The organism is Bdellovibrio bacteriovorus (assembly GCF_001592755.1).
In the GTDB taxonomy this organism is placed as follows: Bacteria; Bdellovibrionota; Bdellovibrionia; order Bdellovibrionales; family Bdellovibrionaceae; genus Bdellovibrio; species Bdellovibrio bacteriovorus_E.
The window spans coordinates 36,774-51,491 of record NZ_LUKF01000001.1; the positions used below are offsets into that span (position 1 = coordinate 36,774).

General features: G+C 45.7%; 11 protein-coding genes. 6 read left to right on the forward strand and 5 right to left on the reverse strand.

Annotated features, from left to right (window positions below; genetic code table 11):
- Positions 1–385: 385 nt before the first annotated feature.
- From pfkA to AZI85_RS00205, 6 genes are all read left to right on the forward strand, one after another.
- Complete coding sequence (gene pfkA / locus AZI85_RS00180; protein ID WP_081110853.1) at positions 386–1,375, forward strand: 6-phosphofructokinase; 990 nt, start codon at positions 386–388, stop codon at positions 1,373–1,375.
- 103 nt (positions 1,376–1,478) lie between these two features.
- Positions 1,479–2,600 (forward strand): ABC transporter substrate-binding protein, encoded by a 1,122-nt coding sequence (locus AZI85_RS00185; RefSeq protein ID WP_063242201.1) that lies wholly within the window; start codon positions 1,479–1,481, stop codon positions 2,598–2,600.
- A 9-nt stretch (positions 2,601–2,609) separates the two neighbouring features.
- Positions 2,610–3,512, forward strand: a complete 903-nt coding sequence (locus AZI85_RS00190; RefSeq protein ID WP_063242202.1) for a branched-chain amino acid ABC transporter permease — start codon at positions 2,610–2,612, stop codon at positions 3,510–3,512.
- Between the two features lie 2 nt (positions 3,513–3,514).
- Positions 3,515–4,486: a branched-chain amino acid ABC transporter permease gene (locus AZI85_RS00195; RefSeq protein ID WP_063242627.1), complete on the forward strand. Its 972-nt coding sequence runs from the start codon at positions 3,515–3,517 to the stop codon at positions 4,484–4,486.
- Positions 4,467–5,243, forward strand: a complete 777-nt coding sequence (locus tag AZI85_RS00200) for an ABC transporter ATP-binding protein (protein WP_063242626.1) — start codon at positions 4,467–4,469, stop codon at positions 5,241–5,243. Before AZI85_RS00195 ends, AZI85_RS00200 begins: the two co-directional genes overlap by 20 nt.
- Entirely contained in the window at positions 5,240–5,953 is a 714-nt protein-coding gene (locus tag AZI85_RS00205) for an ABC transporter ATP-binding protein (protein ID WP_063242203.1), read from the forward strand. The genes AZI85_RS00200 and AZI85_RS00205 overlap by 4 nt, the downstream gene beginning before the upstream one ends.
- Here AZI85_RS00205 and AZI85_RS17990 read toward each other — a convergent pair.
- From AZI85_RS17990 to AZI85_RS00230, 5 genes are read right to left on the reverse strand one after another with little or no spacing between them, the layout of a single operon-like run.
- Positions 5,950–6,216 carry a DUF5985 family protein gene (locus tag AZI85_RS17990; protein ID WP_063242204.1) on the reverse strand — a complete coding sequence of 89 codons (267 nt, stop codon included), beginning with the start codon at positions 6,214–6,216 and terminating at the stop codon, positions 5,950–5,952. The two genes, AZI85_RS00205 and AZI85_RS17990, sit on opposite strands and share 4 nt — an antisense overlap.
- A gap of 1 nt (position 6,217) precedes the next feature.
- Positions 6,218–6,475: a DUF5985 family protein gene (locus AZI85_RS00215; protein WP_063242205.1), complete on the reverse strand. Its 258-nt coding sequence runs from the start codon at positions 6,473–6,475 to the stop codon at positions 6,218–6,220.
- A 2-nt stretch (positions 6,476–6,477) separates the two neighbouring features.
- Positions 6,478–6,849: a hypothetical protein gene (locus tag AZI85_RS00220; protein ID WP_155723863.1), complete on the reverse strand. Its 372-nt coding sequence runs from the start codon at positions 6,847–6,849 to the stop codon at positions 6,478–6,480.
- Complete coding sequence (locus AZI85_RS00225) at positions 6,839–8,884, reverse strand: hybrid sensor histidine kinase/response regulator (protein ID WP_063242207.1); 2,046 nt, start codon at positions 8,882–8,884, stop codon at positions 6,839–6,841. The genes AZI85_RS00220 and AZI85_RS00225 overlap by 11 nt, the downstream gene beginning before the upstream one ends.
- A 2-nt stretch (positions 8,885–8,886) precedes the next feature.
- Complete coding sequence (locus AZI85_RS00230; RefSeq protein ID WP_081110881.1) at positions 8,887–14,310, reverse strand: HAMP domain-containing protein; 5,424 nt, start codon at positions 14,308–14,310, stop codon at positions 8,887–8,889.
- Positions 14,311–14,718: the final 408 nt, after the last annotated feature.

Sequence of the window (14,718 nt, forward strand, 5' to 3'; positions counted from 1 at the left end):
TTAAACCCTTCCTCTCTCCGAACCAGTTTTTGGGGAAATAAAAAAAGACATCGGATCGTTCCTCTGTGATTTTCTGGTCAGCTGCGCTGACGTTTGGCCTTCTGAAAAAACATCGAGATCTAATTTTGGTCTGAGCCTAGGGTTCCTGCTCTTGGGCCTTGTAGCGAGTTCCGCAGCGCCAAAAACTTCTGCAACACAACGCTGAAAACTAAAGACCCAAAACAAAGAAGCCACCCCAGAATCCCAAGCGCGAGGACTGTCCGAGCGAAAAGGCCCAAGAGCAGGAACCCTAGGCTCGGACCAAAATTGCGCCTTCGGCGCTTGTCGGCATGGAAGACTTTTGAATCGGCTTGGCTTTTTTATGGGGGATCGGTAGCCTGTTTCTATGGCTCAGTTCAGTAAGAAGATTCAGAAGATTGGTGTTTATACTAGCGGTGGCGATGCTCCCGGAATGAATGCGGCGATTCGTGCTGTGGTTCGGGTGGGGATTGCGCAAAATCTTGAGGTCTACGGTATTCAAAACGGATACGTCGGAATGATGGAAAATAAAATTTCGCAGCTTCATTTGCGTGATATGGCAAATATCATTCAACGTGGAGGCACTGTCTTAAAAACCGGCCGTTCTACTGAGTTCATGAAACCCGAAGGCCGTGCTAAAGCCGCTCAACACTTACGTGCTGCGGGTATTGATGCCATGGTTTGTATTGGTGGTGATGGATCTTTTCGCGGTGCTCATGCTCTTTGGGAAGAGCATCAATTTCCTATTGTCGGTGTTCCCGGCACGATTGATAACGATATTTTTGGAAGTGATAAAACGATTGGCTTTGATACGGCGGTGAATACGGCTCTTGAAGCTATCGATAGAATTCGTGATACGGCGGCTTCTCATGATCGTCTTTTTATCGTGGAAGTGATGGGTCGAAACTCTGGCTTTATTGCATCTCACGTCGGTCTTGCGGGTGGTGCTGAGGAAATCTTCACGCCTGAAGGAAATACTACGGTCGAAAAGGCTTTGGACCGTATTAAAGAAGCCATCGGTCGTGGCAAAACTAGCAGTATTCTTATCACTGCCGAAGGTCAAAAGCCGGGTCGCGCTTATGATCTTGCGGATGCCATTCGTAAAAAATCCGGAATGGATGCGAAGGTCTGCATTTTGGGTCATCAACAGCGTGGTGGATCACCAACCGCGGCAGATCGCATTCTAGCTAGCCGTATGGGCGCAGCCGCCGTTGATTCTCTGCTTAAAGGCTATTGCGATATCATGATCGGCACGGAAGGCGAACGCTTAGTGCAAGTGCCTTTAGACCTTGTGACTAAGAATGAAAAGAAGACCCAATTGGATCTTCTTTCTTTGGCGAACATTCTTGCTACATAGGACTTCATTCGAAGTCCTTTCTTCTGCCTTTTTATCTTGACCAGAGTTTTGGGAACTTGAATTCTAGTGTGTATCTATTTGCACTCTTAGAAATGAGGTCCCGATGAGACGCCTGCTTTTAACTTTGGTATTGGTGCTTCCGCTTTTGGCGGGTTGTACAAAAAAAGAAAATGAAATCGTGATTGGTGAGTATGACTCCCTGACAGGAAGCGATGCTACTTTCGGATTGAGTTCAAACAAAGGCGTTCGTTTGGCCCTGGATGAGGTGAATGCGGCTGGTGGGATCAAAGGAAAGAAAATTTCTTTGGTCACTTTAGATGACCAGGGAAAAAACGAAGAGGCTGCCGCAGCCGTCACTCGCCTTATTAATCAAAATAAAGTGGTTGCCATCATCGGTGGTGTTGCCAGTGGTCGCTCTAAAGCGTCTGCTCCCATTGCTCAAAATGCCAAAGTTCCCTTTCTTTCTCCTGCATCGACAAATCCTGATGTGACTAAAATCGGTGACTACGTTTTCCGTATTTGCTTCATTGATCCTTTTCAAGGTTTCGTGATGGCAAAATTCGCAAACGAGAATTTGAAGCTTAAAAAAGTGGCGATCCTTCGTGACGTAAAAAATGACTACAGTGTAGGCCTGGCGGACGTGTTTTCGGAAGAGTTTAAAAAACGTGGTGGTGAAATCACGAACGATCTGAGCTATCAAGCTGGTGACATCGATTTCAAAGCCCAACTGACTCAGATCCGCTCTAAAAATCCAGATGGCATCTACGTTCCGGGTTACTACACAGAAGTCGGCTTGATCTCTCAACAAGCACGCCAATTAGGTATCAAAGTGCCACTGATGGGCGGCGACGGCTGGGACAGTGACAAGCTTTCTGAAATCGGCAAAGAAGCTGTGAACGGAAACTACTATTCAAATCACTACACGACAGAGTCCACAGATCCTGCGGTGACTGAGTTCATCAAAAAATTCAAAGCGAAATACAACGAGACTCCAGATGCCTTGGCAGCTTTGGGTTACGACGCGGGAAAAATCTTGGCGGCGGCCATTGAGCGTGCTCCCGACTTGTCAGGTAAGTCTATTCGTGATGAACTAGCTAAGACGAAAGATTTTGCAGGTGTGACAGGCAAAATCACTTTGAATGAAAATCGCGACGCTGTGAAAAGTGCGGTGATCATTCAAGTAGACGGTAACAACCGCAAATTTATTACGACGATCACGCCATAAGGACGGTGCATGCAGGATTTCATACAACACATTATCAATGGTATCAGTCTTGGCTCTATTTACGCACTGATCGCCCTTGGTTACACGATGGTGTATGGAATCCTGAAAATGATCAACTTCGCCCACTCCGATGTTTACATGGTGGGTGCCTTTGCCGCTTATTATTTCGCCCGCTGGATCGGCATTGAAAACAACCCGGGCATTTCTTCTCTGATCACTCTTTTAATCGTTTCGATGATCTGTTGCAGTATTCTAGGTCTGGTCATTGAACGTCTGGCTTACCGCCCTCTTCGAAATTCACCAAAATTAAATATTCTGATTACGGCTATCGGTGTGAGTTTGTTCCTGGAATATTCGGGACAAGTTGTATTTGGTGCGGATCCTAAAGTCTTCCCTTCCGTGATAAATGACTTTGTCTTATTCAACATCGGTAACGTCGAACTCAAATCTTTTGATGTGACTGTTCTTGTTGTCAGCATCATTGCGATGCTCGCTTTAAATTTTCTTATCTTTAAAACTAAAATCGGTCGTGCGATGCGCGCCGTAAGCAGCAATGCTTCTGTCGCCAGCCTTCTTGGTGTAAATCCGGATCGCATCATTGCGTTTACTTTCGTGGTGGGCTCTTCGTTGGCCGGCGTCGGCAGCGTTCTTGTGGGAATGAAATATCCTAAAATCGATCCTTTGATGGGAATGATGATTGGGATGAAGGCTTTTGTCGCCGCCGTATTGGGTGGAATTGGTAATTTAGGTGGCGCCGTTTTAGGCGCTTTGATTATGGGCCTTTCAGAAGAAATGGTCGTAGCTTATCTTTCCAGTACATATCGTGACGCCCTGGCTTTCGGTATTTTGATCGTGATCTTGATCTTTAAGCCTGCAGGGCTTTTAGGTAAATACTCGGTGGAGAAAGTTTAATGATTAAGTCACTAAAATCTCCCCTGCTCGCTTTTTTGGTTCTTTGTGGTTTAGGTTTCATTCTTGATTTTGGAATAAATGCTTACTTCCAACTCATCTTGCTTTTTGCTTTAGTGAACTGTCTGCTTTCTATGAGCTTGAATCTGGTTAATGGTTACACAGGACAGTTTTCCTTGGGACATGCGGGATTCATGGCGATTGGCGCTTATTTTTCTGCTTACGCCAACACTCATTGGGATTTAATTCCTCCGTCATTTCAAGCCGTGGAATATTTTATTTATGCTTTAGGCGGCGGTTTATTAGCAGCGGTGGCTGGGTTCTTAGTGGGGCTTCCTTCCTTAAGACTTAAAGGGGACTATCTTGCAATCGTGACTTTGGGCTTCGGAGAAATCATTCGCGTGGCCCTGCTTAATATGGATTTCTTAGGCGGCCCTCGTGGTTACTCAGGGATTCCCGGTTTTGGTTCCTTTTTGTTTTCGTTTATCTTTGCGTCCGTGTGGTTAGTGATTTGCTTTTTCACGATCTGGCGTGTGATGCACTCCACTTACGGCCGCGGTTTTTTAAGTGTGCGTGAAGATGAAATCGCCGCTGAAGCCATGGGCATCAACACAACTCGCATGAAAGTTCGCTCCTTCGTACTTTCCAGTTTCTTTGCGGGTGTTGCGGGCTCTTTGTTCGCACATTTCACGAACTTTATTAATCCTTCCTCATTTACTTTCCTTTTGAGTGTTAATGCCGTGATCATGGTGGTTTTGGGCGGCATGGGATCTATGACCGGCTCGATTGTTGCCGCTATCGTTTTAACAATACTGCCAGAAGCTTTGCGTCCCTTGCAGGAATTTACCGGCGTAGACCTGCGCATGGTCATTTACTCTTTGCTTTTGATCCTGGTTATGATTCTTCGCCCGAAAGGACTTTTCGGCGAAAAAGAAATCACCGATGTTTGGAGAAAATATGTCCGACGTTCTGCTTGAGGCGCGTAAGATCACCATGCAGTTCGGCGGTTTGAAGGCTGTCGACTCATTAGAGTTTAAAATCCGCAAAGGTCAGCTTGCTGGATTGATCGGTCCTAATGGAGCGGGTAAAACGACGGTCTTTAATATGTTAACCGGCGTTTATCAGCCCACTCATGGCGACGTCGCTCTTGAAGGTAAATCTTTAAAAGGTCTGAGACCTTATGAGATCTCTCATCATGGAGTCACTCGTACTTTTCAGAACATCCGTCTTTTTAAAGGCCTTACGGTTTTAGACAATGTTCTGATTGCGGGCCATCAACACATGCATTACGGGCTTTTCGATACTCTTTTGCAAACATCCCGCTTCCGCAAAGCAGAAAAAGACTTGCAGGAAAAGGCGATGAGCCTGCTTAAAATTTTTCATTTGGATGAAAAAGCGCACAAGCCGGCAAACTCGCTCCCCTACGGAGAACAACGAAAGCTTGAGATTGTTCGCGCGCTTGCAACGGACCCTAAAATTATTCTTTTAGATGAACCCGCCGCCGGTATGAATCATTCTGAAACTCATCATTTGATGGAGACTATCGCAAAAATTCGTGAAGAGTTTAAGCTGACTGTCCTTTTGATCGAGCATGATATGAAACTGGTGATGGGCATCTGCGAAAATATCATCGTCTTAGACCACGGTGTGAAAATCGAGGAAGGCGATCCCCAAAAAGTGCAAGGCTCCCAAAAAGTGATCGAAGCTTATCTTGGTGTGGAGGAAAAAGAATGAGTTCTCCTCTTTTAACTGTCGAAAATCTGGAAGTCTTCTATGGCTCTATTCAGGCCTTAAAAGGGGTTAGTTTTTACGTCAACGAAGGGGAAGTCGTTTCTTTAATCGGCGCCAATGGTGCAGGTAAAACAACGACCTTAAGAGCTATTTCAGGCCTTGTCCCTGTTCAGGGACAAATCTCATTCGCGAATCAGAATCTGGTTAAAGTTCCGACGCACAAACGCGTGAATCTGGGCATTGCACAATCTCCCGAAGGTCGCGGAGTCTTTCCGCAAATGAGTGTTTACGAAAATCTTGAAATGGGGGCTTATGCCCGCTCTGATAAAGCACAGGTAAAAACAGATCTCGAGATGTGCTTTGAGCTTTTTCCTCGTCTCAAAGAGCGTATAGCGCAAATGGCCGGCACTCTTTCTGGTGGTGAACAACAGATGCTCGCCATCAGCCGTGCTTTAATGTGCAAACCGAAGCTACTGCTTTTGGATGAGCCTTCGTTAGGTTTGGCCCCTTTAATTGTCGCGCAGATTTTTGAAATTGTGAAAAAACTGAATAAAGAAGGAATGACGATTCTTTTAGTGGAACAGAACGCGCGCATGGCTTTAAAGATCTCTCAGCGCGCTTATGTTTTGGAAACCGGCCGCGTCGTTATGCAGGATTCAGCTCAGAATCTTCTGAACAACGACGAGGTCCGTAAGTCTTACTTGGGCGTTTAAGCTCGGTTTTTTTCGACCACTGCGCCCGTAATCATCATAAATGCCAACAAACGGAAGACGAAGACATAAGTATGAACTTCGTTTTCACTTTGAATAAACACAAAGATAAACCGTTCAATAGCCAACAAAAAAAAGGCTAAAGAAAATAAAAGAAAAAAGTGATCGGCGGTCTTTCTCCAAAATTTGAGGAAGAAAGTGCCGGCGGCTATCGACGCCATCATCACGGCGCCATACAGAAACTGATTAAATTCTTGATTGTCCATATTACACCGTATCCCAAATCAAACCGTAAATAAACGAAGCCATCGCCACGAAAATAATCACCGCGCGGATCGTAGACAGGTCATAACTGGGTCCCAATTGAAAATCGACCGAAAGTAAGATGTTGTTTATAGCGATTCCGACAAAGCAGGCGCTGCTCCAAAAAAGAAGTCTTGTGCGATTGCTAAGATAGGCCCGCATTAACATAAATGCACAGAAGGTGCTCATAACCGAACAAAGAAGATAGACCACGAATGCCATAACTAGTCCTTCTTAATCTTAAAGGCATTCGCGAAGTCGCGGATGCTATCAATAGGTTGAGAATAAATAAATCCAATAACAGAAGATCGACGATTGGCGTAGAGCTCTTCCAATCGATTGAGGATCTCCATTTGTTTGGAATCTGCAGGGAATTCGTAGCCCCCGCCATTATTTACGATTAATTTTGCTGCCGCCAACTCTGCAAGCTGTGATGAGGCGTAAGATACGTTCGTTCGCATTTCAGAACTAATGTCTTCTGCGCGCCACGCTTTCGTCGAATCCCGCTTCATCAACAGTAAAACTTCTAACAGAGAAACCGAGCTGATATACCTTCGAATAAACTCGCGGATATCATCAGGTATCTCACCGGACATGAGCATCCCCTTCCTTAGTTTGATTAGGATTGAACTTCGAAAGATGCTCAATCAGAACGTTGAACTCCACCGGCTTAGCAAGGTGTTCTGTGCAACCGGCGTTAATACTTTTTTCTCGCTCTTCTCGCAAAGCGTGCGCGGACAGAGCTATGATGGGAGCTTTAAAACTTTGAGCTCTTAGAAGACGTGTCGCCTCATAGCCATCCATCAATGGCATTTGAATGTCCATTAAAACGGCGTCGTAGCTGTTCTTCAAAGCTTTGGTGATTCCTTCTTGACCGTTGTTAGCCACATCGACGTGCGCTCCTGCAATATTTAGAAAGTGAACCATCAAAGCCTGGTTATCTAGAACATCCTCTACCAAAAGCACTTTCATGCCTTTTAAACGGCCATCGCTGATTTCAGAAATGCCTTTTCTTTTACGTTGAATTCCAAATTCCAAATTCGAGATGAAGTTCCCTTTGATGACCGGCTCTGCATGGATGACCACCAAGAACTTACTGCCTTTTCCCCGTTCACTTTCTTCCAATTTAACGTCGCCACCCATAGCGCGAGCCAATTGACGAGAAAGTGCCAGTCCTAATCCAGTTCCACCAAACTTACGCGTGGTTGAACCGTCTTCCTGAACAAACGGTTGGAAAAGCTTGGAGGCGTGTTCCGGTGCGATACCTACGCCGGAATCAGAAATAAGAAACCGCATTTCATCATTCTGCCATTCAACGTCTAAGTGAACAAATCCGTGACTCGTGAACTTCAAAGAGTTTCCGACCAGATTTAAAAGAATTTGTCTTAGGCGTGTAGGATCCGAATAGATCGAACGCGGAATTGAATTTATCAGTTTGATTTCAAAGTCCAAGCCCTTGTCGGCAGCCTGAAGATTTAAGAGATTTTTCAGGTCATCAAGCAATGCCGACATATTGACTTCCACATGTTCAATAGTCATGTGTCCTGACTCAACTTTGGAAATATCTAAAATTTCATCAATGATCTTTAAAAGCTGGCTGGCATTTCTTTGTACCGTATGAATGCAGTCAATACGATCTTCTGAGGTTTGATTTGGTTCTAACATCAGTTCGGTGAAACCCAGAATGGCATTCATTGGCGTGCGAATCTCATGGCTCATGTTCGCCAGGAAACTGGTTTTTGAAAGATTCGCGGCTTTAGCCTCTTTTTCCGCCTGAATAAGTCGAATTTCCGCCATCTTTCGATCATGGATATCAGTACAAGTTCCCAACCAGCTTTGTGCTTGTCCGAATTGATTAAGTTCGGAAACAGCCTTCACCCAGAACCAACGCTGTTCACCATCGTGCTTGGTGATACGACATTCGCATTCAAACGAACTGCCGTCTGCCATAGCTTGCATCCAAGTCTTTAAAAAATGAGGTAGGTCTTCACTGACAAAGGCTGCTTGCCATCCGCTGCCGAAACTTTTTTCTAAAGAAAGTCCGGTGTAATCACTCCAACCTTTGTTGAAGTAATCCAAAGTTCCGTCCCCGCGCGCACGCCACACCATATGAGGAATCGCGTCTGCAAGATTTCGGTAACGCTTCAGACTTTCGTTTTCTAATTCTGTCAGACGTAAATAGCGCTCGCGGCGTTCACTTTCGCGAATCGTTTCAGCTTGCGCCTGTAGTTGGCGATTTTTTTTGAAGAGCTCAATGAACACGCTGACTTTTGAACGCAAAATCTGCGGCTCAAAAGGTTTGAAGATATAGTCCACCGCTCCGGCTTCGTATCCGCGATAAATATAGCGTTCGTCTTTATTAATCGCCGTTACAAAAATAATCGGCGTGAGTTTGTATTTTTCGTGCTTACGAATCAAAGCGGCGGTTTCGAAACCATCAAGCTCTGGCATTTGCACGTCTAATAGAATCACACCGAAGTCATAAAGATTCAAAAGATCCAATGCCTCGCGACCTGACTGAGCCTTCACCAAGTTCACGCCGGGCATATCCAGCACGGCTTCCAAGGTGATAAGCCCGTCGATACGGTCATCGACTATTAAAATGTCTACGAGGCTCTGATCTTTACGCATAACTAGTTCATTTTTTCTTTATTCGGCAACCAAGAGTACATGACTGATAGCAAATGTGCTTCGTCAACCGGCTTCGTGACATAGTCCGAAGCTCCGGCTTCGATACATTTCTCTCTGTCACCCTTCATCGCTTTTGCGGTCAATGAAATGATTGGCAAATTCGCAAACTGAGGAAGTGTGCGGATTTCGCGAGTCGCTTCCAATCCATCCATCTCTGGCATCATTGTGTCCATCAAAACCAGATCCGTATCTGGGTTTTCGGTAAGTACTTTGATCCCTTGTTTGCCATTTTCGGCGAAGACCACATTCATGCCACGCATTTTCAACACACTGGAAAGAGCGAAAACGTTACGAACATCGTCATCGACAATCAGAACTTTTCTTCCCGTGAAATCGGCGTTAACCGGCAATGGCTGCGCTTGAGTGCTTTCGTCCGCCTCTATACCAACACTTTGAGATTCCGCGCCCGTGTATTTTAAAGGCAGAACCAAAGTGAAGCTACTGCCCACGCCCGGTTGGCTTTGGACTTCGATCACACCGCCTAAGAGACGAGCGATCTCTCGGCTGATCGTCAACCCTAAACCAGTTCCACCGTATTTACGGCTTGTTGTACCATCGGCTTGTTGGAAGGCTTCAAAGATCAGTTTTTGTTTTTCTAGTGGAATACCGATACCGGTGTCTGTCACTCGGAACACAATGGCGCCTTTGGACTTACCACCTTCGCCACCAAACTCACGACGAGTCTTGTCCCAAAGCACTTCCAACTTCACTTGTCCTTTTTCAGTGAACTTGAAGGCATTAGATAAAAGATTCTTCAAAATCTGTTGCAGACGGTTTTCATCCGTATACATGTTCTTTGGAAGATCTGTGCTGGTTTCGATCACGAAATCCAAACCTTTGTGCTCTGCCACCGGACGGAATGTTTGCTCGATGTATTCTTGAACTTCTTTGAGTGGTACCGCCTTTGGCGTAACAGGCATTTTTCCTGCTTCCACTTTTGAAAGATCAAGGATCTCATTGATCAATGCCAATAAATCTTGTCCCGCAGAATGCACCGTACTTGCAAACTTCACTTGTTCGGCACTGAGGTTTTTATCTTTATTGTCCGCCAATGTTTTTGACAGGATCAACAAGCTATTAAGCGGCGTGCGAAGCTCGTGGGACATGTTCGCCAGGAACTCGGATTTGTACTTCGAAATAAGTGACAACTGTTCCGCTTTTTCTTCGAGTGAGCGGGATGCCAGCTCCACCTCTTGGTTTTTGACTTCCAAAAGTTTCGCTTTTTCTTCCAGTTCTTTTGCTTGAGCCTCCAATTCCGCGTTGGAACGTTTCAACTCTTGCAGAAGTTCTTCTGTTCTCATACTTGACGAGATCATATTTAGGATAACACCGACGGAATCCATCAACTGATCCAAGAAGTTGATGTAGTTCTGAGTGAAAGGAATAACTGAAGCCAACTCAATAACGGCTTTTAATTCACCCTCGAACAGAACCGGAAGCACGATCACATTGCGCGGTTTTTCCTCAACAATGCTCGAACTGATTTTTACATAGTCATCTGGAGGAGAAATCAAAAGAATACGTTTTTTCTCAAACGCACATTGACCTACCAGACCTTCTTTAAGTTTGTATTTATTAGAAACATTTCTTCTTTCCGTGAATGCGTAGCTCGCAATCAGATTCAAGACTGTTTCATTGCCTTCTGTTTCCGCCATGAAGAACGTACCGTGACGTGCATCCACCAGCGGAGTCAGTTCAGACATGATTAATTGAGCCACTGAGGTCACAGAACGTTGACCTTGCATCATTCCCGAGAATTTCGCGAGGTTCGTTTTCAACCAGTCTTGCTCTTGGTTCTTTTGAGTCGTGTCTTTCAGATTCGAGATCATCTGATTGATGTTCTCTGAAAGGGCCGCAACCTCACCTTGAGCTTCAACTGTGATAGAACGAGTTAAATCCCCTTTCGTTACCGCCGTCGATACTTCGGCGATGGCACGAACTTGTGTCGTTAAGTTTCCGGCAAGCTGATTCACGTTGTCGGTCAAGTCTTTCCACGTACCTGAAGCACCCGGAACTTTCGCTTGTCCGCCCAGTTTACCTTCAATACCCACCTCACGAGCCACCGTTGTGACCTGGTCAGAGAATGTACGAAGTGTGTCTGTCATCGAGTTGATCGTTTCCGCAAGAGCGGCCACTTCCCCTTTGGCTTCAAGAACGAATTTTTGATTCAGGTCACCTTCCGCAACTGCGGTAACGACCTTCACGATACCGCGAACTTGTTTTGTTAAGTTCGACGCCATGAAGTTTACGTTGTCTGTTAAGTCTTTCCACGTGCCGGCAACCCCTGGTACGTGCGCTTGAGCTCCTAGTTTACCTTCGACACCCACTTCACGTGCCACCGTAGATACTTGATCTGCGAATGTACGAAGCGTGTCTGTCATCGAGTTGATCGTTTCCGCAAGAGCGGCCACTTCCCCTTTGGCTTCAAGAACGAATTTTTGATTCAAGTCACCATTGGCAACGGCAGTAACGACTTTCACGATACCACGAACTTGCATTGTTAAGTTCGACGCCATGAAGTTCACGTTGTCTGTTAAATCTTTCCAAGTACCAGACACACCTTTTACGTCCGCCTGTCCACCCAGTTTACCTTCAGTACCTACCTCTTTTGCCACACGAGTCACCTCGGCAGCGAACGAGTTCAACTGATCCACCATCACGTTGATCGTATTTTTAAGCTCTAGGATTTCGCCTTTCGCATCAACGGTGATTTTTTGTGACAAGTCACCCTTTGCTACGGCCGTTGTTACTTTGGCGATATTACGAACTTGGGCTGTCAGATTTCCCGCAAGACCATTTACGTTATCCGTTAAGTCTTTCCATGTACCGGAAACACCTTTTACTTCGGCTTGTCCGCCCAGTTTACCTTCCGTACCTACTTCTTTCGCCACACGAGTCACCTCGGCAGCAAACGAGTTCAACTGATCCACCATCACGTTGATCGTATTTTTAAGCTCCAGGATTTCACCTTTTGCATCAACGGTGATTTTTTGTGACAAGTCACCTTTTGCAACGGCTGTCGTTACTTTTGCGATGTTACGTACTTGCGCCGTCAGATTTCCAGCAAGACTATTTACGTTATCAGTTAAGTCTTTCCACGTACCCGAAACTCCACGAACCTCTGCTTGTCCGCCCAGTTTACCCTCAGTACCTACCTCTTTCGCAACACGAGTCACTTCGGCTGCGAAGGAGTTCAACTGATCCACCATCGTATTGATTGTATTTTTTAATTCGAAGATCTCGCCTTTGGCATCAACGGTGATTTTTTGTGACAAGTCACCTTTAGCTACGGCCGTTGTTACTTTCGCGATGTTACGTACTTGCGCTGTTAAGTTTCCAGCTAGACCGTTCACATTATCAGTAAGGTCTTTCCATGTACCGGAAACCCCTTTTACTTCGGCTTGTCCGCCCAACTTACCTTCAGTACCCACCTCTTTCGCAACACGAGTCACCTCGGCAGCGAAGGAGTTTAACTGGTCCACCATGACGTTGATCGTATTTTTTAATTCAAAGATTTCGCCTTTGGCATCAACGGTGATTTTTTGTGACAAGTCACCTTTTGCAACCGCAGTTGTTACCTTTGCGATATTACGTACTTGATCTGTTAAGTTGCCCGCTAAGCTATTTACGTTGTCTGTTAAGTCTTTCCACGTACCGGAAACTCCGCGAACTTCTGCTTGTCCACCCAGTTTACCTTCAGTACCCACCTCTTTCGCGACGCGAGTCACCTCGGCAGCAAACGAGTTCAACTGGTCCACCATCGTATTGATTGTATTTTTCAGTTCAAGGATTTCACCTTTAGCATCAACTGTGATCTTTTGAGATAAGTCGCCTGTCGCAACCGCTGTTGTTACTTTCGCGATGTTACGTACTTGCGCCGTTAAGTTTCCAGCAAGACCGTTTACGTTGTCTGTTAAGTCTTTCCAAGTACCAGACACACCTTTTACGTCGGCCTGACCACCTAGTTTACCTTCAGTACCCACCTCTTTCGCGACACGAGTCACCTCGGCGGCGAACGAACGCAGTGTATCCACCATCGTATTGATGGTGTCTTTCAGTTCTAAGATTTCGCCTTTGGCGTCAACCGTGATCTTTTGTGATAAGTCACCGTTGGCAACGGCCGTTGTTACTTTTGCGATATTACGTACTTGCGCTGTTAAGTTGTTCGCAAGACCATTTACGTTGTCCGTTAGATCTTTCCAAGTACCAGACACACCTTTTACATCAGCCTGACCACCCAAACGACCTTCCGTACCTACTTCCTTCGCAACACGCGTCACCTCGGCCGCGAATGAGTTCAACTGATCCACCATCACGTTGATTGTATTTTTTAGTTCTAAGATTTCACCGCGAGCATCGACTGTGATTTTTTGTGACAAGTCACCGTTGGCAACGGCTGTTGTTACCTTCGCGATGTTACGTACTTGCGCCGTTAAGTTATTCGCAAGACCATTTACGTTGTCTGTTAAATCTTTCCATGTACCAGAAACACCTTTTACGTCCGCCTGACCACCTAGACGACCTTCCGTACCTACTTCCTTCGCAACGCGCGTTACCTCGGCCGCGAATGATGAAAGCTGATCCACCATGACGTTGATTGTATTTTTCAGCTCGAAGATCTCGCCCTTGGCGTCAACCGTGATTTTTTGTGACAAGTCACCCTTTGCCACGGCCGTAGTTACTTTTGCGATGTTACGTACCTGGTCGGTCAAGTTGCCCGCAAGGCTGTTTACATTGTCTGTTAAGTCTCTCCAAATACCAGAAGCACCGCGAACATCTGCTTGTCCGCCCAGCTTTCCTTCGGTACCCACCTCTTTCGCAACACGCGTTACCTCTGAGGCAAATGAATTCAGCTGATCCACCATGGCATTCACCGTGGTACCAATACGCAAGAATTCTCCTTTTACCGCACGAGATTCAATTTCTAAGGACATCTTTTGTGACAAGTCGCCTTTTGCCACGGAGGTGATAACACGCGCAACCTCTTGTGTTGGTTGCACAAGATCCCCGATAAGAAGATTCACGGAATCTACGCTTGTCGCCCAAGCTCCACGCACCGAACCCATCGACACACGTTCATTCATCTTACCTTCAAGGCCGACGGTGCTTCGCACTCTGACGAATTCGTTGGCCATGTTTTCGTTGAGTTCAATGATGTCATTTAATACTTCACCGATTTCGGCGATGATGCCTTCTTGCCCAACAGGCATACGCACCGCAAAGTCACCGCGGCGCACAGCTTTTACTGTGAACAAGAGTTGGCGCAGTTGCTCTTTCGGGTTTGTGTCTGTTGGCAATTCAAAATTCAGAAAGGTTGACGGTGCGACATTTTTTTTGTCGACTGACGAAAATTCTTTCATCTTCATGGGTTTCGCGGGTGATTTAGAATTCTTTTTTCCGGAACGACTTTTTGCTTCTACGTGCGTATCAAGCTTCGCCACAAGATCTCTCCTTAGTTCGAGACATCTTCGAATAAACATTATGCAAATTTAAACATGTAGACAAAACACAAAGTCTTACGTGGATTTAATTTAATGGGCTACAGAGGGTCAATTACGCAAGCGTAACTTGTAACCTTCTTGTTTTTTGCAGATCTTCCGCGCCCTCTTTTCAGAGGGAGACCGACAGCATTTCCGATAATTTGGATTGCAAAACAATGCCCAAAAAAGCCTTGTGACAAAGAATTTTACAGCCCAAAAGGTTCAAGTTGAACGCAGCCTTTCTTCTTTATAGGTACAAGGATTGCTTCCTCATATTCACCACTTAGCTGAAGG

Excerpts from the sequence above, each read along its gene's own strand:
- pfkA (WP_081110853.1), top strand. The coding sequence starts at position 386 with ATGGCTCAGTTCAGTAAGAAGATTCAGAAGATTGGTGTTTATACTAGC.
- AZI85_RS00185 (WP_063242201.1), top strand. The coding sequence starts at position 1,479 with ATGAGACGCCTGCTTTTAACTTTGGTATTGGTGCTTCCGCTTTTGGCG.
- AZI85_RS00190 (WP_063242202.1), top strand. The coding sequence starts at position 2,610 with ATGCAGGATTTCATACAACACATTATCAATGGTATCAGTCTTGGCTCT.
- AZI85_RS00200 (WP_063242626.1), top strand. The coding sequence starts at position 4,467 with ATGTCCGACGTTCTGCTTGAGGCGCGTAAGATCACCATGCAGTTCGGC.
- AZI85_RS00205 (WP_063242203.1), top strand. The coding sequence starts at position 5,240 with ATGAGTTCTCCTCTTTTAACTGTCGAAAATCTGGAAGTCTTCTATGGC.
- AZI85_RS17990 (WP_063242204.1), bottom strand. The coding sequence starts at position 6,216 with ATGGACAATCAAGAATTTAATCAGTTTCTGTATGGCGCCGTGATGATG.
- AZI85_RS00215 (WP_063242205.1), bottom strand. The coding sequence starts at position 6,475 with ATGGCATTCGTGGTCTATCTTCTTTGTTCGGTTATGAGCACCTTCTGT.
- AZI85_RS00220 (WP_155723863.1), bottom strand. The coding sequence starts at position 6,849 with ATGTCCGGTGAGATACCTGATGATATCCGCGAGTTTATTCGAAGGTAT.
- AZI85_RS00225 (WP_063242207.1), bottom strand. The coding sequence starts at position 8,884 with ATGCGTAAAGATCAGAGCCTCGTAGACATTTTAATAGTCGATGACCGT.
- AZI85_RS00230 (WP_081110881.1), bottom strand. The coding sequence starts at position 14,310 with ATGAAGATGAAAGAATTTTCGTCAGTCGACAAAAAAAATGTCGCACCG.